Origin of the sequence: Lentibacter sp. XHP0401, from assembly GCF_025751535.1 — a bacterium.
Lineage (GTDB): Bacteria > Pseudomonadota > Alphaproteobacteria > Rhodobacterales > Rhodobacteraceae > Lentibacter.
Window position 1 is genome coordinate 196524 of the sequence record NZ_JAOWLC010000005.1, and the last position, 20155, is coordinate 216678.

The 20155-nt window shown below is 54.2% G+C and carries 18 protein-coding genes; 10 read left to right on the forward strand and 8 right to left on the reverse strand.

The window, feature by feature from the left end:
- Window positions 1-2 precede the first annotated feature (2 nt).
- From OE750_RS08735 to OE750_RS08760, 6 genes are all read right to left on the reverse strand, one after another.
- Entirely contained in the window at window positions 3-1544 is a 1542-nt protein-coding gene (locus OE750_RS08735; RefSeq protein ID WP_263763589.1) for a gamma-glutamyltransferase, read from the reverse strand.
- Between the two features lie 44 nt (window positions 1545-1588).
- Window positions 1589-2578, reverse strand: a complete 990-nt coding sequence (locus OE750_RS08740; RefSeq protein ID WP_263763591.1) for an ABC transporter ATP-binding protein — start codon at window positions 2576-2578, stop codon at window positions 1589-1591.
- Window positions 2575-3588, reverse strand: a complete 1014-nt coding sequence (locus OE750_RS08745; RefSeq protein WP_263763593.1) for an ABC transporter ATP-binding protein — start codon at window positions 3586-3588, stop codon at window positions 2575-2577. The genes OE750_RS08740 and OE750_RS08745 overlap by 4 nt, the downstream gene beginning before the upstream one ends.
- A 3-nt stretch (window positions 3589-3591) precedes the next feature.
- Window positions 3592-4494 carry an ABC transporter permease gene (locus OE750_RS08750; protein ID WP_263763595.1) on the reverse strand — a complete coding sequence of 301 codons (903 nt, stop codon included), beginning with the start codon at window positions 4492-4494 and terminating at the stop codon, window positions 3592-3594.
- Between the two features lies 1 nt (window position 4495).
- On the reverse strand, window positions 4496-5413 hold the full coding sequence (locus OE750_RS08755; RefSeq protein ID WP_263763597.1) for an ABC transporter permease: 918 nt from the start codon (window positions 5411-5413) through the stop codon (window positions 4496-4498).
- Window positions 5414-5506: 93 nt separating this feature from the next.
- The gene (locus OE750_RS08760; RefSeq protein ID WP_263763599.1) at window positions 5507-6991 is read right to left on the reverse strand and encodes an ABC transporter substrate-binding protein; all 1485 of its coding nucleotides are present in this window, start codon (window positions 6989-6991) and stop codon (window positions 5507-5509) included.
- Window positions 6992-7210: 219 nt separating this feature from the next.
- On the opposite strand from OE750_RS08760, the gene OE750_RS08765 reads away from it, so the two are divergent.
- From OE750_RS08765 to OE750_RS08790, 6 genes are all read left to right on the forward strand, one after another.
- Window positions 7211-7996, forward strand: a complete 786-nt coding sequence (locus OE750_RS08765) for an IclR family transcriptional regulator (RefSeq protein WP_263763601.1) — start codon at window positions 7211-7213, stop codon at window positions 7994-7996.
- 109 nt (window positions 7997-8105) lie between these two features.
- Window positions 8106-9593, forward strand: coding sequence for an aldehyde dehydrogenase family protein (locus OE750_RS08770; RefSeq protein ID WP_263763603.1), 1488 nt, complete (start codon window positions 8106-8108; stop codon window positions 9591-9593).
- Between the two features lie 35 nt (window positions 9594-9628).
- Complete coding sequence (locus OE750_RS08775; RefSeq protein ID WP_263763605.1) at window positions 9629-10510, forward strand: NAD(P)-dependent oxidoreductase; 882 nt, start codon at window positions 9629-9631, stop codon at window positions 10508-10510.
- Window positions 10511-10617: 107 nt separating this feature from the next.
- Window positions 10618-11598: a TRAP transporter substrate-binding protein gene (locus OE750_RS08780; protein WP_263763607.1), complete on the forward strand. Its 981-nt coding sequence runs from the start codon at window positions 10618-10620 to the stop codon at window positions 11596-11598.
- A 52-nt stretch (window positions 11599-11650) separates the two neighbouring features.
- Window positions 11651-12169: a TRAP transporter small permease gene (locus tag OE750_RS08785; protein ID WP_263763609.1), complete on the forward strand. Its 519-nt coding sequence runs from the start codon at window positions 11651-11653 to the stop codon at window positions 12167-12169.
- Window positions 12162-13445 (forward strand): TRAP transporter large permease, encoded by a 1284-nt coding sequence (locus tag OE750_RS08790; RefSeq protein WP_263763611.1) that lies wholly within the window; start codon window positions 12162-12164, stop codon window positions 13443-13445. The genes OE750_RS08785 and OE750_RS08790 overlap by 8 nt, the downstream gene beginning before the upstream one ends.
- A gap of 67 nt (window positions 13446-13512) precedes the next feature.
- On the opposite strand, the gene OE750_RS08795 is transcribed toward OE750_RS08790, so the two are convergent.
- Together OE750_RS08795 and OE750_RS08800 are read right to left on the reverse strand one after the other, a co-directional pair.
- Complete coding sequence (locus OE750_RS08795) at window positions 13513-14997, reverse strand: NAD-dependent succinate-semialdehyde dehydrogenase (RefSeq protein ID WP_412176211.1); 1485 nt, start codon at window positions 14995-14997, stop codon at window positions 13513-13515.
- 106 nt (window positions 14998-15103) lie between these two features.
- The gene (locus tag OE750_RS08800) at window positions 15104-15586 is read right to left on the reverse strand and encodes an Lrp/AsnC family transcriptional regulator (RefSeq protein WP_318527992.1); all 483 of its coding nucleotides are present in this window, start codon (window positions 15584-15586) and stop codon (window positions 15104-15106) included.
- A gap of 65 nt (window positions 15587-15651) precedes the next feature.
- On the opposite strand from OE750_RS08800, the gene OE750_RS08805 reads away from it, so the two are divergent.
- The 4 genes from OE750_RS08805 (at window position 15652) to OE750_RS08820 (ending at window position 20149) form a co-directional block, all read left to right on the forward strand.
- Window positions 15652-17037, forward strand: a complete 1386-nt coding sequence (locus tag OE750_RS08805) for a PLP-dependent aminotransferase family protein (protein ID WP_263763613.1) — start codon at window positions 15652-15654, stop codon at window positions 17035-17037.
- 104 nt (window positions 17038-17141) lie between these two features.
- On the forward strand, window positions 17142-18158 hold the full coding sequence (dctP, locus tag OE750_RS08810) for a TRAP transporter substrate-binding protein DctP (RefSeq protein ID WP_263763615.1): 1017 nt from the start codon (window positions 17142-17144) through the stop codon (window positions 18156-18158).
- 143 nt (window positions 18159-18301) lie between these two features.
- Window positions 18302-18862 carry a TRAP transporter small permease gene (locus OE750_RS08815; protein ID WP_263763750.1) on the forward strand — a complete coding sequence of 187 codons (561 nt, stop codon included), beginning with the start codon at window positions 18302-18304 and terminating at the stop codon, window positions 18860-18862.
- A 3-nt stretch (window positions 18863-18865) separates the two neighbouring features.
- Window positions 18866-20149: a TRAP transporter large permease gene (locus OE750_RS08820; RefSeq protein ID WP_263763618.1), complete on the forward strand. Its 1284-nt coding sequence runs from the start codon at window positions 18866-18868 to the stop codon at window positions 20147-20149.
- The last annotated feature ends 6 nt before the right edge of the window (window positions 20150-20155 follow it).

Genomic DNA, 20155 nt, shown 5'->3' on the forward strand with positions numbered 1-20155 from the left:
GCTTAGTCCTCTTCAAGTGCGGCATCGCCCCATGGCGACATTATCTCGGTGCAACCGGAGTTTGTGTTGCCTTCGCGCATAACACCGGCAGGACAGGCAAACGCATAAGGAAAAACCGTTCGCGGCGCCGTGACAACATCATGTTTCTTACGCAAGCACTCCAACACTTCGGGCGCATGACTTTCATCAGCAACAACCTTGGTTCCGCCCGACACATCAATGCGTGGCTGGTGGAATGCCTCCTCAACATCCATGTCAAAGTCAGCCACAAAAGATGCCATTTGTGTCATCGCCGAGACGATCTTGCGCCCGCCTGACGCGCCAAAGGCAAAACGTTTGCCGCCAGTCTCACCAACAATTGGGCAAACATTCATCAGGCAGCGCTTATCCGGGCCGAGCGAGTTTGCCCGCCCCTGAACAGGATCGAACCACATGATACCGTTGTTCATCAGAAAGCCTGTTGAGGGCGAAACAACGCGACTACCAAAAATCGACAACAAAGTCTGTGTCTGGGAGACCATGTTCCCGTCGCGGTCGACAACCGAAAAATGCGTGGTGCAACCTGGCGCATCAGGGCTTTCGCCATCGTCGCCCATACTTCCAAGGCGTGCGGCATAGGCTTCGTTTAGCGCTTCTGCATAGGCGGCAAAGGCGGTTGGTTTATTGCCCAAATCACGTGGTTCCAATTCGGACATCGCGTGAGCAAAAGTTGGCCCTGCCGTCAGCCCTCCAACAACATTGAAAACGGCATCTCGGTAAGAGACTTTGAGCGGCGCCTGCATTGCTGCACTGTAGTCGCACATATCTTCCCGAGCGAGGTAACCCCCTTTGTCTTGCACATCACGCACCATAGCGACACCCAATTCGCCGTCATAGAGTGCACGCGCTCCTTCACGTGCGATGTTTTCAAGACTATCGGCCATCCGACGCTGATCCAGCCGTTTTTCGGCAAGCGCCGTCCAACCCGAGATTGTCGGCCAATGACCATCCTCAAGGAAAAGTGCAGCCGCATCCGCATCCTGCGCAAGAGCGCATGTCGCAGAAGCGATAATCAGCGCCGCATACCAGTCAACAAGCAGCCCTTCACGGGCATGGGCAATGGCGGGGGCCAGCAACTCAGACCAAGGCATCCGTCCAAAACGCTCGTGCACCTGCCCCAATCCGTCAACAACGCCCGGAACTGCGATAGATTTGGCCCCCTGAACATTCACATCACCCGTGACCTTCTCCCAAGGAAACAAGTCCCCGGAGACACCTTCTCCAGACAGAGGAAAATCTTCGACACGCAGCCCTTTCGGGGACCGCATGCCATGGTTTAACGCAATGGCCTCACTTTCTCCCGCGCGCCAAAGCATCATTGCGCCGCCTCCCGCGGGGCCGCTCATCCATGGCTCAAGCACACCGATCACGAAAGACGTTGCGACGGCCGCATCAACAGCATCACCACCGGCTCTCAGAACCGCAGCACCGGCTTCCGCAGCAAGACGATGCTGCGAAGCAACTACACCGCCTTTGGTTTTGATCACGGTTTTACGAGTCTGCATAGTACGCGACAGGCTGGAAGCCATGGGATGTTCCTTAAGGTTGTCTAGACAGAGAAATTTTCGCGGTACATAGGGCTTTTCGGATCCTGCAAATGACATTCAACATGCCCGCTGTTGGTGGGCACAGTGCGTGGTGTAGATATCTTGCAGTGGTCCTGGGCGAATGGACAACGCGGGTGGAAATGACAGCCCGAAGGTGGCGCAATAGGGTTTGGATAGGCTGCCCCAAGCTGGGTATCAGGAACCCCTTGCGACGGGTCTGGAGTCAGAACCGAATTCAAAAGCGCTCTAGAGTAAGGGTGGCGCGGGGTGGCAAACAACTCTTCAACATTCGCTTCTTCAACGATGCGGCCTAAATACATTACCGCAACGCGCGTGGCCAGATGCTCGACAACGGCCAAATCGTGGCTGATGAACAAATAAGTCAAACCGAATTCTTCGCGGAGATCATTCAGCAAATTGAGGATCTGGCTCTGCACAGAGACGTCCAACGCCGAAGTCGGCTCATCGCAAATAACGATTTCGGGGCGCATAATCAGTGCCCGAGCAATAGCGACACGCTGACGCTGCCCACCCGACATCTGGCTCGGATATGTATTCAATACACGTGCAGGCAATCCGACCAATTCAAGCGTTTCCCGCACAGCTTTTTCCCGGCTATTGGCATCCCCAATGCTATGAACACGCAAAGGCAGCGATACAATATCAGCGATCGTCTTGCGCGGGTTCAACGAAGAGTATGGGTCTTGAAAAATCGGCTGTATGCGTTTCGCGAGTGCAAGGCGGTCTTGTCCTCCGATTGCATCTCCGTCAACCAACACCTGCCCTTCTGTAGGAGCTTCAAGGCCCAACAGGATTTTCGCCATAGTTGACTTTCCGCAGCCGGACTCTCCGACAAGGCCCAACACTTCGCCGCGTTCCAACTTGAGCGAGACATCATTCACAGCTTTCAGCGGCTTAGGCTTACCAAACAGCCCCTGTTTTACACGGTATGTTTTGGCTACATTTTTCAACTCAAGCACTGGGGCGCTCATGCAGGTTCTCCTTCGGCAGCACGTGCGCCATCAGCGTGGACACATAGAAACTCATGTGGCGGTTGTCCGCGTTCGGGGATGTCGCCGCGGCAAGCCTCTACAACATGCGGGCAGCGTGTGCGAAAGGCACAACCTTGCACGTCGCCAATCAATGAAGGCACGATACCAGGTATCGTGCCCAGCTTCTCACCACGCTTCGTTTTGCCCGGTTGAGGAATGCAATGCAGCAGTCCACGTGTATAAGGGTGCATTGGTTTACCAAAAACGTCCGTGGCGGGGCCGGTCTCAACCAGCTCGCCAGCATACATGACGCCCACTTTGTCAGCGACACGTGCCACAACCCCAAGATCGTGCGTGATCAGGATCATAGCAACATCCATCTCTTTGGTCAGCTCAACCAACAGGCTCAGAATCTGCGCCTGAATGGTGACATCAAGCGCCGTTGTTGGTTCATCTGCGATGATAAGCTCGGGCTCACACATAAGGGCCATCGCGATCACCACGCGCTGGCGCAAGCCACCTGACAACTGATGCGGATACTGGCTAAGACGACTCGCAGCCGCAGTAATTCCGACCTTCTCCAAAAGTTCTATTGCACGCTCGCGGGCTTTCTCTCGGCTCACCTTCCGGTGCAAGCGCAAGGCTTCGACCAACTGGTCACCGATAGTATAAGCAGGGTTCAGCGAGGTCATCGGCTCCTGGAAGATCATCGCGATACGATCCCCTCGCAGCCCGCGCATCTGGCGCTTGGAGGCTCCGATCAGATCAATCCCGTCAAAATTTAACTGCTCAGCACTGCGTCGGATATTCTTTTCGAGAAGCCCCATAACAGCAAGCGAGGTAAGCGACTTTCCCGAACCGGATTCTCCAACGATGCAGAGTGTTTCACCCTTGTGAAGATCAAAATCAATACCCCGGACTGCGTGAAGCGTTCCACTGGCCAGAGGGATATCTAAGGTAAGACCGCGCACGCTGAGCAGTGGTTTAACAGTATCTTGTATATGACTCATAAGTTAGCTCCGGCTATCGGGGGCAGTCACGTCTCGTAGTCCGTCACCCATAAGGTTGATCGCGAGCACCAAGACAAACAGGACAACGCCTGGGATCAGCACCAGCCACGGCTCGAAGAGCATCATGTTTTTACCTTCGCTGACCATAAGCCCCCAACTTGGGGTCGGAGGTTGCACGCCAAGCCCGAGGAACGACAGAGCCGCCTCCAGCAGAATTGCATGGGCCATTTCCAATGTAACAATAACGATCAGGTTATTTACGATATTCGGCATGATTTCAGACAAAATCACACGCGGCGTCGAAGCGCCGATTGCTTGTGCCGCAGAAACGTATTCGCGCCGTCTTACTTGTAAGGTCGACGCACGCATCACAACTGCAAAGCGATCCCAGAGCAGTAGGCCAAGAACCGCAATCACCACTTGCAACGACCCCCCGAGAATAGCGACAACGGCCAAGGCCACCAGAACTACTGGCATCGCGAGGCGCACGTTGATGAGAAAGGTCACGACAGCATCAACCCTGCCGCCGAAATAACCAGCAGCGACGCCCATCGCCGTTCCTATGACACCAGAGATCAAAGCCGCAACGGAACCGATCAGCAATGAAACCCGCGCACCATAAATCAAGCGCGAGAGGTAGTCGCGCCCCAAGTGGTCGGTGCCGAGCGGATGTTCCCAGGTGCCCCCCATAAAGACAGGTTTAACCATGCGGTTCGCAAGGTCTTGCAGATATGGGTCATGCGGCGCGAGCACCGGTGCAAGGATAGCAATAACCAGCAATACCAAGACAACACCAGCGCCAAAGAGCAGCCCCATATGTCCCTGCACTCTCTTCCGCAGGATCTGGCGCGGGGTCGGACCGCTGATTTCTTCGAGAAGGGGATCTATTGGTTCTTGAAGCGCCATATCACGAACTCCTCATGCGGGGGTCTAGCCACGCATTCAATACGTCAGCCAAAAAGGTGAAGATGATGTAGAACATCGAAAAGATCAGGATCAACGCTTGCACTGTCGGTAAGTCGTTTCGCGCGATACTTTCCCAAGCAAGGTAGCCAGCACCATGCAGAGCGAAGATTGACTCCACTACGATTGAGCCGCCCAGCATGAAGCCCATTTGAACAGCAGCCAAGCTTACCACCGGAATAATCGCGTTGCGTAACGCGTGCTTGAACAGCACACGCCCCTCGCCTGCACCCTTTGCGCGCGCGGTTCGAATGTAATCGGAGTTCAGAACTTCAAGCATCCCTGCACGGGTCAAACGCATGATCGCGGGCATCGCGTAATATCCCAAAACGATCGTGGGCATAATGAAGTGTTGCCATGTCGATGCACCCGATGGCGGCAACCACCTCAGTTTGATCCCGAACAGAACGATCAGGATCAGACCGAACCAAAAGCTCGGCATCGCTTGACCGGCGACAGACAGAAACAGCGCAACTCGGTCAATTATGGAATTTGGTCTGATCGCAGCGGCCACGCCTAATGGCACAGCTGTCAGCAAAGCAAAGGTTATCCCGCAAACACCCAGCGTCATCGTCACGGACAGTCGGTCAGCGATAAGGCTCGAAACGGGGAGTTTGAAATAATAGCTCTCGCCGAAATTTCCGCGCAAAGCTTGAAAAAGCCATTCACCATATTGGACCAGCATCGGGCGGTCAAAACCATAGAGGCGCCTGATCGCTTCAATGTCTTCACCGCTCGCAGTCTCTCCTGCCAGGGCCGCCGCCGGATCTCCCGACAGAAACAGCAATGAAAAACTTATGAAGCTGACTGTAAAGGCCACGAGGCCTGCGAGGCCAAGTCGCTTGAGAATGAATGGCAGCATTGCGTGCTGTCTCCTTGCCGGTTTTGCGAAGGCTTTTAATAAAAAGAAAAAGGCCCAAAGCGTCGCGATGACGCTTCAGGCCTGTTGCAGTGTTTACTTCCAGCTCATTGTCGTGAACCGCAGCACTTCGTCTGCAGTGGGCGTGTATTCTACGTCCGTGTTCATTACATAGTTGGTGTTGTAGCTGAACATCGGCGCCCAGTATGCTTCATCCGCAATACGTGTCAGAGCCTTGCTGTAGTATTCGATCCGTTTCGCAGGGTCATTCGATTGGTCAGCAACGTCCAGCCACTCGAGAACTTGATCATCACGTGTCGTGTCAAGGCTACCATGCTTGAAGAACTGGCTAACCATGGCCGACGCATCGTTGATCGAGTAGCTGCCCCAAGTCTGGAACGAGAGAGGTACCTCTCCCTTCATGTTCAGCTCGCGCAACGCAGAGTACTGAAGCATCTTGAAGTCGGTCTTGATGCCAACAGCGTTCAAATAGCTCGAAATCGCTTCGGCATAGTCGCGGTCGCGATACGCATAAAACTCGGTTTCAAATCCGTCGGGATAGCCCGCCTCGGCCAGCAGTTCCTTCGCCTTTGCTGGATCATAAGGGTATTCGGTAACGTTCTGGTCACAACCAAACTGGCTGGGGAAACAGGGCGTCCAAACAACTTTGGACTTACCTTTCAGCAAGTTGTCCACAAGCGCGTTTCGGTCGATGGCATAGTTTACAGCCTGGCGCACCTTGATATCCTGAAACGGATTCGGGTCCATCGATGAGCGCCCCGCCGCATCCATCGACAAGTAACCGACACGCATCGTGGATTCGTTGGTAACGACAAACTGGTCACCCATAGCCGCCAGCTTTTCTGCTTGGTCCGCGGGGACTTGCCAAATCAGATCGAGAGAACCGGAAAACAGCTCGGCAATCTGGGTGTTCACATCAGGAATTGTGCGAATTTCAACCTTACCAATCGAAGGCTGGCCTTTGGGGCTATCATGATAGTTTTCGTTTTTTTCTAGCACAAACTTTTGACCGGGGATAACCTCGACCACTTTGTAAGGCCCCGTGCCAACCGGCTTCAGCCCCATGCCTGACGGGCCAACTTCAGCGTAATACTCCGCCGGATACATGGAAACGGGCCCGGAAAGAAATTCAATCGCCGCAGGGAAAACTTCCTTGGTTTTAATACGAACTGTGTAATCATCAACTTTCTCGGCTGTTTCCATCCAGTTCACGTTTCGCTGTGTCTTAACCCCGCTTTCCTCTTTGGCAACGAAGTTGACCGTTGCAACCACGTCATCCGCATCAAACGCGTCGCCATTGTGGAAGGTCACACCTTCGCGCAGCTTAAGCTCAAGTGTCTTGTCATCAATCCACTCCCAGCTCGTCGCAAGGTTCCCCTTATATTCGTTAGTGATAGGGTCACGGTATATCAGGCCATCCCAGACGGCTCGCTGCAAGACAACACCTTCACGAGAAGAGTTAAAGTAGCTGTCTACGTTCTCCAGCTCTTTTGTGTAAGCCACGCGCAATGTGTCATTTGCTTTATCAGCCAGCGCTATGCCTGTGGTTGCAACTGACATAGCCAGTGCCAAGGCTGTTGTTTTCAAATAAGCAGCTTTCATCTTACTTCCTTCCTTACTGCAGCGAACTGCACCATCTGTTGAACTTTTCGTTTACCTGAGCGGAGATATCATATAGTGATATGCAAAATCGTGATATAATTATGTTGGACTCCAAGGTCGGAAAAAATCAAGACCAAACTCACAAAATTGCCCTAAATTTTATATTCCGGAGCCCTGATGACAAAAACTAAGCAGAATACGCTTTTTGTTGGAACACTTGCAAAAGGGCTGCGCGTTCTCCGCGCCTTTGACGAAACCCACACCGAACTGTCCCTAACAGAGCTTTCAGAAATAACATGCCTCGACAAAAGCGCCGTTCAACGCCTTGCCAACACACTTCACCTTGAGGGTATGCTCGACAAAGACCCTGTAACACGGCGCTATCGTCCCTCTCATGCATGGCTGAAACTGGCCTACGCCTATTACTGGTCAGATCCGCTCATCGCACGCGCCATGCCCAAGCTCATCGACCTCTCGCAACGCTTGGGAGAAACAGTCAACCTTGCGCAACTGTCTGGGCAGGAAATCATCTACGCCACCCGTCTCCCCAGCACCCGCACAACCTTCGCAGCCTCTGTTTCAGGCAGAACTGTACCTGCACTATGCACCTCTGCGGGGCAGGCCATTCTGGCGACTTTCCCGCCCGAGGAGCGCGCAACAGCCGTTCAAAGCTGGCTTCTGGAGCGCCACACCCCCCAAACAGTCATGGACCGCGCCACAATCGCAGAGCAGATCGAAATAGTCGTTCAAAAAGGCTTTTCTATTACCTACAGCCAGTTGATTCTGAGCGAGGTTGGAATTGCCTGCGCCATTCGTGGTCCTGACGGAAGGGCATGGTCAGCCGTGCAGTGCTCGGTCTCATCTCACCATTGGAACGATGACCGCATCCGCTCGGAAATCCTTCCATGGCTTCAAGACACAGCAAACGCCATCTCGCCCTTGCCACCAAAAGGCAAACAATAACTCCCGAGAGCCAACTCCCTAGCGGCCTTCACTGCCATCTTGCGGCTCGGCCAGCCAAGGTGCATGAAGGGGCAATACCGTGTAAACGCCAAAAGGCGAAGGAGACGAGATGAAAGATTGGAGCGCATTAGCAACCGAGCTGTATGATGGCGGCTTTCACCCGATGTTAATCAACGGGGAATGGCGCGAAGCCCAATCAGGCAAAACTATCGAAGCCCGCAACCCTGCCAACGGATCTTTACTCGCCACCGTCCCGAAGGGTGAAAGCGCCGACATCGACGCCGCAGTTGCCGCCGCCCGCAAAGCCTTTGAGGGGCCGTGGTCAAAGTTCACACCCTTCGAACGTCAGGCGCTCTTGCTTCGCATTGCCGACAAGTTTGAAGCCGAATGGGAAACGCTCTGCCTATCAGATACTCTGGACATGGGGATGCCGATCCAGCGAACACTCGCAAACAGTCGCAGGGTTCTGGGAATGCTGCGTTTCTACGCTGGTCAAGCGGTTACGATCCACGGCAGCACGATTCCAAATTCATTCCCAGGCGAAATCTACTCTTCGACGGTCCGCGAGCCCGTGGGCGTTGTCGGGGCTATCATTCCCTGGAATGCGCCTATTGCTGGCTCAATCTGGAAAATCGCACCAGCAATCGCAACAGGCTGCACAGTTGTGTTGAAGCCTTCTGAAGAGGCCTCTCTTACCGTCCTGATGATTGCGCGGATCATGCAGGAAGCCGGTTTGCCTGATGGCGTCCTCAACGTGGTCACGGGGCTTGGCTCCGAAGCTGGAGCCGCGCTGGCAGAGCATCAGGGTGTGGACAAGATCGTCTTCACCGGATCTACTGCAACCGGACAAGCCATTGCCCGCGCAGCGACAGGCAACCTCAAAAAGGTTTCGCTTGAATTGGGCGGTAAGTCACCTGTGATTGTCTGTAAGGACGCCGACATCGAAAAAGCCGTGCCCGTCGCGGCTATGGCTGTCTTTGCCAACTCGGGCCAGATCTGCATTGCAGGCTCCCGCCTGTTCGTCGCCCGTGAAATTCATGACGAATTCGTGCAGCGCGTCGCCACCTTCGCCGCCAATCTGAAAATTGGCCAAGGTATCGACGCCGACACAGACATCGGCCCGATTATCTCGGCCCGTCAGGCCGAGCGCATCGCCGGCTTCCTTGCCGCAGGGCCAAACGAAGGTGCCGAAGTGTTGACAGGCGGCTGCATTGCCGAAGGCGACCATCTGCAAGGTGGGCATTTCATTCAGCCAACCGTCTTTGGCGGCGTGACTGACGAAATGTCAGTCGCCCGCGAAGAAATCTTCGGGCCCGTCATTTCCGCGCTGCCTTTTGATACAATCGACGAAGTGGTCACACGCGCCAATGCCACCCCTTACGGCCTGGCCGCTGGCGTCTTTTCGACACACCTTGGAACAGCACACAAGCTCGCGCACCGCCTCAAAGCAGGTTCCGTCTGGGTCAATATGTATCACGCCATTGACCCGGCAGTGCCGTTCGGTGGTGTCAAAATGTCCGGATACGGACGCGAAGGCGGAACCGAGCACATGGAAGAATACCTGGATACAAAAGCGATCTGGATCAACACGGACTGATCCCTCGCAAGAAGACGACCAAAGGAGACTACCATATGCATGTCGGAATTATCGGTGTTGGGCTCATGGGCCACGGGATTGCGCGCAACGTCCTGTTGAGAGGCGGCTTCAAGCTTAGCTTTCTCGACCATCCGGGCAACCAGCCGGTTGACGAGCTAATCAGCCATGGCGCGACAGCTTGCGCCACCCCAGCAGATATCGCCACAAATTGTGATATAGTAATCCTTTGCGTCACCGGCTCGCCGCAAGTCGAAGCCATTGTCGCGGGTGAAAACGGGCTGGTCTCTGCTCTAAAGCCCGGCACGATAATCGTCGATTGCTCCACCGCCCTGCCCGAATCCACGCTGCGTATGGGCGCTCTCGTCCAAGCCGCTGGCGGAGAATATATCGACGCCCCGATGACCCGCACGGCCAAAGAAGCCCACGATGGCAAGCTCAACCTCCTCGTCGGTGGTGACACCGCCGTGCTGGAAAAAGTCAGCCCCGTGCTCGCCTCCTTTACCGAACGCGCCGATCATGTCGGCCCGCTTGGTCACGGCCATAGGCTCAAACTACTGCACAATTATGTCTCCGTCGGCTTCATGACCCTACTCGCCGAGGCCGCCGCACAAGCCGCTGATGCAGACATCGACCCGCAAGTGTTCGTAGATGTTCTGGCGGGCGGAGGTGGTGCAAGCGCGGCGTTAAACCGTCTCACCCCCTACATCATCAAGGGCGACCGCGAGACGCTCCCGTTCTCCATCGCCAACGCGCAGAAAGACATGGGATACTACCATTCAATGGCCCATGCAGCGGGCGCAAAAGTGACCGTTGCCGACAGCATATCAGCAACGCTTTCCATGGCCGTAGAAGAGGGTCATGGCGAAGCTTACGTCCCCGAGTTGGTCAAGCTGTTCCGCCAGAAAGGCGCACTCTGACCGCCACTCGCTGGAACTTATTTGCACGGCGGCAGAACACCTCAGGCAGGCTTGCCTATCACCCAAGGCTTCTGTAGCACATATTCTATGTTTAATGGGAGGACACCATGATGATCAATTATCGCACACTGGCTGCCGCTGGTGCTTTGGTAGCAATCGGCTTTCCGGCTTTTGCTGAAACAGAAATCAAACTGGGCTACGCGCTAGCACCCGACAGCCACTACGGCGTGGCGGCACTGAAGTTTGAGGAAGTTCTGCTTGCAGAAACTGGCGACCAGTTCAAAGTCACACATTTCCCATCATCGGGCCTTGGCGGTGAACGCGAAGTCATTGAAGGGCTTCAGATCGGCACAGTCGAAGCGACAATCGTGTCCTCGGGCACACTCGCAAACTTCGTGCCCGAAACCGGCGTTTTTGACATTCCGTTCCTGTTCAGCGGCCTACCACATGCGCGCGCCGTTCTGGACGGCCCCATCGGTCAGGATATTCTCGCCAAGTTTGACGGTGTCGGCCTCCACGGTCTGGCATGGGGCGAACAAGGCTTCCGCCACATCACCAACAACCGTAACGCAATCCATACGCCTGCAGATGTTGAAGGCCTCAAAATCCGCACCATGGAAAACCCGGTTCACCTCGCCGCGTTTGACGCCATGGGCGCAGCGCCAACTCCAATGGCATGGCCCGAAGTCATTTCGTCTCTGCAACAGGGCGTGATCGATGGACAAGAAAACCCGCTTTCCGTCATCGTGTCAGTCAAGCTGAATGAAGTTCAGAAATATCTGACAGTCTCTGGCCACGTTTACTCCCCCGCAATGCTGCTGGTGTCTAAGCCCTTCTGGGACGGCCTTGATGACACACAAAAAGCCGCGATGGAAAAAGCAGCGACAGAAGCCGTGGTCACAATGCGCGGCTATGTGGACAATGTCGAAACATCCGGCGTAGAGACACTGAAGGAGCGGGGCATGGAAGTAAATATCCTGTCCGCCGAGGAAAAAGCCGCGTTCCAAGGCTCGATCAAGTCTGCCTACGAGGGCTACTATGAGACTTACGGCCAAGAGCTTGTCGACTCGATCGTAAACTTCGAGTGAAACACGTCAGCCGGCGCCCTCGTGGCGCCGGCGCACGGCCAGAGGGCGCCCTTTGAAACGACTGGAATCCATTTTCGTCACTCTGAACAGCTGGGTGCTCATCCTTATGTTGTCCGCGATGACACTTATCGTCGGCGCGAACATCGCGTTGCGCTACACAACGGCACAGTCATTGCCTTGGGCAGATGAAGCCGCACGTTACCTCATGATCTGGATGACATTCGTCGCCGCAGGCTTGGTCCTGCGCACGGGTGGACATGTCGCGATCACAAACCTGCAAGATGCACTCCCGAAGATGGGCCAAAAGATTCTTCGTGGCGCCATCGTTGTCGGATTGCTCCTGTTCTTCTGCTTCATGGTTTATGTCGGTATTCAATATGCACAGCGCATGCAGTATCAAGTCACACCTGCAATGCGCATACCCTTTCTTTATGTCTATGCGGCAATGCCCATCGGCTTTGGCCTGCTGATCTTACATCTCATCCTGATAGCACATCCCTTTATCACCGCAGGTGAGTATAAAAACACCGACAACACAGGCGATGTCCTTCCCGGAGGCGCAAATGGCTGAAATACTATTCGCAGCCCTATTCATCCTGCTGGCGCTTGGAATCCCCGTAGCCTTTGCCATGGCGATCTCTGTCTTTCTCGCGCTTAATCTCGGGTCATCATATCCTAACATCGTCGTGGTTAAAGAGATGTTCTCAGGCCTCGACAGCTTTCCGCTCCTAGCAGTGCCATTCTTTATTCTTGCCGCCGAGATTATGACTGGCGGCGCCGTAACTCTGGCAATGCTACGTCTCGCACAGTCTCTTGTTGGGCACCTAATAGGCGGCCTAGGGCACGCCAACGTCGTGAGCTCGGCGATGTTCGCCGGGATTTCAGGAAGCGCCCTCGCCGATGCTGCAGGCCCCGGCACAATGATGATACGGATGATGGAAAGAGGCGGCTACGGTCGTGCCTATGCTGGCGCCCTAACAATTGCGAGTTCAGTTGTCGGCCCCATCATCCCGCCATCAATCACGATGATCATCTATGCCATGCAAGATGAAAAAGTCTCGGTCGGCTCTCTGTTCATGGCTGGAGTTTTACCAGGGATCCTGATTACCGGAATGGTGATTTTGGCCAACGCGCGCGTGAGCCATATACGCGGCTACGCCAGTGGTGATCCCATGCCACCACCGAAGGAAATCTTGCGAATTGCACTCTACGCGTTGCCTGCACTGCTTCTCGTGGTGCTCATCGTTGGCGGTATTCGCTTTGGCGTTTTCACGCCAACCGAAGCCTCTGTCATCGCGGTCTTTTACGCCCTGCTCGTTGGTATGTTTATCTACCGCTCACTCCAAATCAGGGATCTGCCGGCGATCATTCTTCGCGCCGCGCTGGTCTCAGGCGCTGTATTGCTGATCCTCGGAGCAGCACGTGCCTTTGCCTGGATTCTGATTATCGAGAGCCTCCCACAGTATCTTGCGGGAACGATCATCTCATGGGATTTATCCCCAATCGTGTTCTTGCTGGCTGTGAATGTATTACTGCTAATTTTCGGTCTGTTTATGGACCCACTCCCTGGCGTGATGATCCTTGTGCCCATCCTGGCTCCCATCAGCTTCGCACTTGGAATAGACCCCAATCATTTTGCAATCGTAGTCATCGTAAACCTGACACTGGGACTCACCACGCCACCGGTTGGCAGCTTGATCTTCGTAGTTTCGTCAACCATGAAGATGAAGCCTTCGACCTTGATCAAAGAAATGCCGCCGTTCTTTATCGCCCTTGCCTCCGCATTGCTGCTGATCACGTTCATTCCTGCATTGTCCACGTGGCTTCCAAAGGCCAGCGGATTCTAAAATCAACTCTCTCGTCAGACCCTGCGTTTTAAACGCGGCGCATCTTGGCGTCTTACTTCGCACGGTGTCAGGCCCAATCCCGGCATACGTATTTCACTTCAGTAAAGGCCTCCAATCCGAGGCGTGACCCTTCACGTCCAAGGCCCGATTGCTTCATCCCTCCAAACGGGATCGGCGCCCCCGTGACCTTTGTGCGGTTGACCGCAACCATGCCGAACCGCAACGCGCGGCTGGCGCGGTAGATACGACGTGGGTCTTGACTATGAAGATATGCGACAAGGCCGTATTCGGTGTCATTCGCTCGCTTCAACGCCTCATCTTCGGTATCAAACAAGGTGATGGCAGCCACAGGACCGAATGTTTCCTCGGTCATTATTTTGGCATTCGCCGGGACATCGGCCAACACCGTCGGCTGGTAAAACAAGTCGCCCGCCGGGTGCAGCTTCCCACCGCACAACAAGCGCGCCCCTTTTTCAAGCGCGTCTTTCACATGTTCTTCCTGCTTCTCAATCGCTTTCGCGTTCATCAAGGGGCCAATATCTGGGTCATCCATACCGACGCCAACGCTTAGAGCCTGGGTAGCAGTTGTGAAACGCGCGCAGAACTCATCATAGATGGAACGCTCGACAAAAAAGCGGTTCGCACCAAGGCAGTCCTGGCCTGAAGTTGCGAATTTGGCTTTGATCGCCTCCTCCACGGCCTGATCCATATCGGCATCAGCAAACACCACGAATGGCGCATGACCACCCAGCTCCAACACCAACCTTTTGATCGTGTCCGCGCCCTGCCGATATAAAAGACGGCCAATCTCTGTTGATCCGGTGAAGGAAACAGCACGAATGCGGGCGTCTTCCATCCAGGCTCCGACAATATCTGGCGCATTCCCCGTGATCACGTTGAACACCCCGTCCGGCATACCCGCACGCTGCGCAAGCTCGGCCAGTGCCAGCGCAGACAGTGGTGTCTCGATCGAAGGATGCGCGACAACTGTGCACCCCGCAGCAAGAGCCGCCGAGGCTTTGCGTGTCAACATAGCAGACGGAAAGTTCCAAGGGGTAATCAGAGCCGCCACGCCAACTGGCTCACGCCAGACTTCCACTTCCGCGTCGGGCAAGTGCGAAGTAACGCTTTCAATGTTGGGACGGCGGGCTTCCTCCGCATAAAACTCTACAAAGGCGGCCGCATAGTCGATTTCGCCCCGTGCTTCAGAAATCGGCTTGCCTTGCTCATAGGTCATGATCAGAACCAGATCTTCACGATGTTCAAGCATCAACTCAAACCAACGGCGCAAAATCTCAGTCCTCTGTTGCGGCAACAATCCGGCCCAACCAAGCCACGCATCGTGGGCCGCTTTTGCAGCGCGCTTTGCATCCAGAGCCGACAAGCAGGCAACTTGCGCAATCCTGGCACCATTGGATGGATCGTTAACGGCCTGGCTGGTACCCGACTGCCCATCCACCCATTCACCGTTCAAATGCGCCTTGGTGCGCAGCAGCTTACTATCAGAAAGTGCTGAGAAGAGAGGGTGGCGGCTGTTGATCATCGCAGTCATGTTGCACTCCGTCGCAAAAATGAGAGTTTCCAAAAGGATAACCTCCCCCCCGGCGAAGCTTTGCTTGAAGTTCACAGCTCCCAACGAAAAATCATCGGTGCAGGCGCTATATTTTTGAAAGAACATCAAACGGTGGCGGTGCGTCTTTAACCGCCTTCGTAACAATGTAGCTGAAATATCGCGAGACTCCGGCACGTTGCTCCAAAACGGTATCAATCAATGCCTGATAACTGTCGATATCGCGTGTGACGATCTGCATCAGGTAATCATATCCGCCACCGACCGCCCAACATCCGGTAACTTCTTCATGGCGGGCAATTTCGCGCTCGAAGCGATCAAAATTCTGCGCCTTATGCTCGCCAAGTTCGACCATAACAAAAATCGTGACACATGGCCCGATGGCTCGGAGCGAAAATTCAGCTCTATAACCAGTAATCACACCGGCTTTTTCCAGCCGTTGCATACGGTCCCAACAAGCCGTTGGACCCAAACCAACACGGCGCGCCAACTCGCTTTTGCTCAGCCGCCCATTTTTGGCAAGCTGCGCCAATAAAGAAATATCAATCTTATCCAAGCGAAACATACTCATTCTGATATCATGTCAAACAAGCAGAACGACTTGTCAATTGATATGAAACATTGGACGATATTGTCATGATTGAATGGCTCCCTCCGAAATCCGACCTGAAACGCCCGCGATACCGCTCCTTGATGAGTTGTATCGAGGACAAAATCGAAAATGGGACCCTTAAACCTGGCCAGCGCCTCCCGACACACAGGGAATTAGCTTATCAGTTGGGCGTCAGTATCCAGACTGTAAGCCGCGCATACTCCCGCCTTGTCGAAGCCGGAAAAATCGTAGGAGAAGTAGGGCGTGGCAGCTTTGTGCGTCCTTTGGCAGGCGCCGCATCCTTACCCTTTTCCGCGCAGAGAGCAAAACGGGGAACACTGGATCTCGCACTCCTTAAGCCGGTATCGAGTGACATCCACAAGGATGCTATGAAGGCCGCACTAACGAGAATAGCAAAGGCCCTGCCCGATGAACTGCTGTTCTCATTCCGTGCCTCCACCATCGCCAAACGACACATTCCAGCCATTGATCAATGGCTTGCGCTATGTGGTGTTAAACGTCAGGAGCAGACTTTTATCCCAACGAATGGCAACACATCAGCAATGACCGTCGCATTATTAAGTGTGGCGCACAGTGGTGATCTTATCGTAGCGGAAAAAACAGGGCATCACACTCTACCATCTCTGTGCCGCAGTCTCGGAATGCGTCTGAAGGGGCTTGAAACCGATAGAGAGGGCATGTTGCCCACCGCCCTCAATGAGGCCTGTCAGGCCGCGACAATTAAGGCAATTTATGTTATGCCACGTTGTAGCCCTACCGGTAACCTCATGGGAGAGGAGCGGCGGCGGGCGCTCGTAGCCGTTGCCCGTCAACATGGGGTCGCAATCATCGAGAATGATAGCTGGGGGCCGCTGAATGGCATCAATATTCCTTCGTTTTCACAGTTGGCTCCTGAACGTTGTTACTACTTCACCAGCTTGACCAAGTGTATCGCGCCTGGGATGCGTGTCGGATTCCTCGTCGCCCCGGAATCAGCTGCCAGGACAATTCAGGAGCGTCACATGCTGACCAACTGGATGGTTACGCCATTGATGCTGGAGATCGCAGCGCAAATGATTGCCACTGGCACGGCCGAGCAACTTTTGAAGTGGCAGCGCACTGCGTTGCAAGCCCGGCGCGACATAGCCTGGGACGTGCTGCATTCATTCGATGTCCGCACAAATGGCTTAATGGCATGGCTGCCTCTTCCTGACATTGGCTCCGAAGCCCGACTGGTGGATCTTGCGCGCAATGATGACGTGCTCGTCGCACCTGGTTCCACTTTCTCTATCGGAACCCTGCCATCCTTGCCCGGGGTGCGCATATCCCTTGGTCAAAAGAACCCGACAGACCTGCGCGGGGGGCTGCAAGCACTGGCACGGCTGGCCTCTGAAATGAGACCAGCCGTTACTCCAGCCGACACATTGTAATGATTTAATGTTGTCATTGACTCCACTTTGTATTGATTCAATCCTTGATGGGAATGCCCGCAAACTGCTTTGCGGGGGATGAAAATCAATTTAAGGAGTACCTTATGCGACCGAACCTGAAAGCCGTTCTTGCCGGAGCAACAATTCTCGTGTCCGCCAATACAGCCTTCGCTGACACTTGGCGCTATGCCCACGAAGAGGCCGCAACCGAAGTACAGGGTGTCTTTGCCCAAAAATTCAAAGAAGAGATCGAAGCCAACTCCGATCATGAGGTCCAGTTGTTCCCATTCGGGACATTGGGCGAAAGCGCAGACATCATGGAACAAGCCCAAGCCGGCATTTTGCAATTTGTGAACCAATCGCCGGGTTTCACTGGCGCGCTGATCCCTGAAGCACAGGTGTTCTTTGTGCCTTACCTCTTGCCGCAAAACGAGAATACGCTTCAAGAATTCTTCACAAATTCTGTCGCCATTAACGAAATGTTCCCCGAGCTATATGCCGAGCAAGGGCTTGAACTTATGACAATGTATCCGGAAGGCGAAGTCTGCATGACAACGCAAGAACCAGTCCGCTCACCTGCGGATCTGGACGGCGTTAAGTTCCGCGTCATGACCAACCCGCTACTTGTTGAAAGCTATGCTGCATTTGGTGCAACACCGACACCATTGCCATGGGGCGAAGTCTACGGCGCCTTGCAGACGGGCATTATCCAAGGTCAGGAAAACCCTCGGTTCTTCCTTGATTCAACCAAGATGTATGAAGTCACCGACGTGATCACCTGCATTGGTCACAACAACTTCACCACTGCAATGATGGCCAATAAAGACTTCTTTGATGGCCTCGGCGAAGAGGATCAGGAGCTGATCCAAAACGCCACGGACGCTGCGTTTGAATACATCCTCGGCTACCAGCAGGAACTGGGTGAAAAGAGCTTTGACAATATCCTCAAAGCCAAGCCCGAGATGGAAATCAACATTCTGTCAGAGGAAGAGCGCAAGCCGTTCATGGCGACATCAGAACCTGTCGAAGCTGCATTCATCGAAATGGCAGGAGAGCGTGGCGAGAAAATTCTCAACCAGTTGAAAGCAGACCTCAAGGCAGCAGAAGGCGCCACGGAATGAACTTCGTTCCAATGTGTCGGGCTAGATAGAGCCCGACACACACCACCTATTTCTTTTTCCAAAATCAGGAATTCCCTGTGACGCAAGAACCGCCCCAGTCGCCCGATCCGGCCGCCATCATCAGCACCGATGTCGAACAGGACATCCTCGAAGATACGACGTCGGCATTGCCGGGGCTTCTAGGGGTGCTTGATCTCGCCATTGCACGACTCGAAGCAATAATGCTCGCGCTCGGCGTTTTACTCATGGCCTTGAACACTGTGGCAAATGTGATTGGCCGCGTCTTTTTCGAAAGTATCTATTTTTCGGAGGAGCTGAACAGAATCCTCATCATTCTGATTACCTTTGCAGGGATCAGCTATGCCGCGCGTCACGGACGCCACATCCGCATGTCTGCGATCTATGATACGTTGCCACCGCGCCCGCGAAAACTTCTCACAATCCTGATTTCGCTTGTCACGGCGGCCTTTATGTTGGGCCTGGCATGGTATTCCTTGCAATTCCTGCTGACAACAATGGGGCGCGGACGCGTCCTGCCCGCCTTGCAAATACCCGTCTGGATTACCTTATGCTGGGTGCCATTGGGTTTCTTGCTTACGGGCATTCAATACACCCTGACAGCAGTTAAAAACATCATCGAAAATGACATCTACCTTTCGACAAACGTGCTCGAAGGCTACGACAACGACGAACGGGAGATCTGATCCATGGCACTAACCGTTTTTGCAGTCATGATCGTGCTTTTGCTTTTGGGTTTTCCGATGATGATCCCGCTTTTGGCCGGAACACTCACCGGCTTCCTGATGATCTTTGGTGATTTCGGACAGCTTGAAACCGCAGTCCAGCAAATGATCGCCGGTATTCGTCCGGCCTCTCTCATTGCTGTGCCAATGTTCATCTTCGCAGCCGACATCATGACACGCGGGCAATCCGCTGGCCGCCTGATTGATATGGTGATGAGTTTTGTCGGCCATCTTAAGGGCGGACTTGCTGTGACAACAGCAACGGCCTGCACCATGTTTGGCGCCGTGTCAGGATCAACACAGGCAACCGTTGTTGCCATCGGTTCGCCCTTGCGCCCGCGCATGTTGAAGGCGGGCTATAAAGACAATTTTGTTCTCGCTCTGATCGTCAATGCAAGTGACATCGCGTTTTTGATCCCCCCTTCTATCGGGATGATCATCTATGGCGTTGTTTCCAACACGTCGATCGCGGAACTGTTCATCGCGGGCATCGGCCCTGGCTTGCTGATCCTTCTCATGTTTTCGATTTACTCGGTCCTTTACGCGATCCGCAATGACGTACCGACCGAACCAAAGGCCGCTTGGGCCATGCGCATCAAAGCGGTGCAACGCGCCCTTTGGCCCATGGGTTTTCCAGCGATCATTATCGGCGGGATTTATGGCGGCATCTTTTCTCCAACCGAAGCCGCGGCTGCCTGTGTGCTGTATGCGCTTGTTCTTGAGGTCGTGATTTTCAAGTCGCTGAACGTTCGAGGCGTCTTTGATACCGCAAAATCCACAGGTCTGATCACCGCAGTTGTATTCATTCTCGTGGCAGCAGGTGCAGCCTTCTCATGGATCATCTCTTTCGCACAGATCCCACAATCGGTGCTTGGTGCTGTCGGTATTGATGAAATGGGCGCGATTGGCGTGTTGTTCGTCATCTCCGTCGCGTTCTTCGTCGGCTGTATGTTCGTTGACCCTATCGTCGTCATCCTGGTGTTGGTCCCGATCTTTGCGCCGGTTGTGAATGCTGTCGGGCTTGATCCGGTGCACGTTGGTATTATCATCACGTTGCAAGTCGCGATTGGCTCGGCCACGCCCCCGTTCGGCTGCGATATATTTACAGCCATTGCCGTCTTCAAGCGCCCCTATATGGAGGTCATTCGCGGCACGCCGCCATTCATCTTTATGCTGCTGACAGTGTCGATTGCCTTGATCTTCTTCCCTCAGATCGCCCTGTTCCTGCGTGATATTGCGTTCAAGTGAGATAAC

Coding starts and splice junctions, on each gene's coding strand:
- OE750_RS08820 (WP_263763618.1), top strand. CDS start 18,866: ATGGCACTAACCGTTTTTGCAGTCATGATCGTGCTTTTGCTTTTGGGT.
- OE750_RS08770 (WP_263763603.1), top strand. CDS start 8,106: ATGAAAGATTGGAGCGCATTAGCAACCGAGCTGTATGATGGCGGCTTT.
- OE750_RS08760 (WP_263763599.1), bottom strand. CDS start 6,991: ATGTCAGTTGCAACCACAGGCATAGCGCTGGCTGATAAAGCAAATGAC.
- OE750_RS08750 (WP_263763595.1), bottom strand. CDS start 4,494: ATGGCGCTTCAAGAACCAATAGATCCCCTTCTCGAAGAAATCAGCGGT.
- OE750_RS08745 (WP_263763593.1), bottom strand. CDS start 3,588: ATGAGTCATATACAAGATACTGTTAAACCACTGCTCAGCGTGCGCGGT.
- OE750_RS08805 (WP_263763613.1), top strand. CDS start 15,652: ATGATTGAATGGCTCCCTCCGAAATCCGACCTGAAACGCCCGCGATAC.
- dctP (WP_263763615.1), top strand. CDS start 17,142: ATGCGACCGAACCTGAAAGCCGTTCTTGCCGGAGCAACAATTCTCGTG.
- OE750_RS08795 (WP_412176211.1), bottom strand. CDS start 14,997: ATGACTGCGATGATCAACAGCCGCCACCCTCTCTTCTCAGCACTTTCT.
- OE750_RS08775 (WP_263763605.1), top strand. CDS start 9,629: ATGCATGTCGGAATTATCGGTGTTGGGCTCATGGGCCACGGGATTGCG.
- OE750_RS08765 (WP_263763601.1), top strand. CDS start 7,211: ATGACAAAAACTAAGCAGAATACGCTTTTTGTTGGAACACTTGCAAAA.
- OE750_RS08790 (WP_263763611.1), top strand. CDS start 12,162: ATGGCTGAAATACTATTCGCAGCCCTATTCATCCTGCTGGCGCTTGGA.
- OE750_RS08755 (WP_263763597.1), bottom strand. CDS start 5,413: ATGCTGCCATTCATTCTCAAGCGACTTGGCCTCGCAGGCCTCGTGGCC.
- OE750_RS08735 (WP_263763589.1), bottom strand. CDS start 1,544: ATGCAGACTCGTAAAACCGTGATCAAAACCAAAGGCGGTGTAGTTGCT.
- OE750_RS08740 (WP_263763591.1), bottom strand. CDS start 2,578: ATGAGCGCCCCAGTGCTTGAGTTGAAAAATGTAGCCAAAACATACCGT.
- OE750_RS08780 (WP_263763607.1), top strand. CDS start 10,618: ATGATGATCAATTATCGCACACTGGCTGCCGCTGGTGCTTTGGTAGCA.
- OE750_RS08800 (WP_318527992.1), bottom strand. CDS start 15,586: ATGAGTATGTTTCGCTTGGATAAGATTGATATTTCTTTATTGGCGCAG.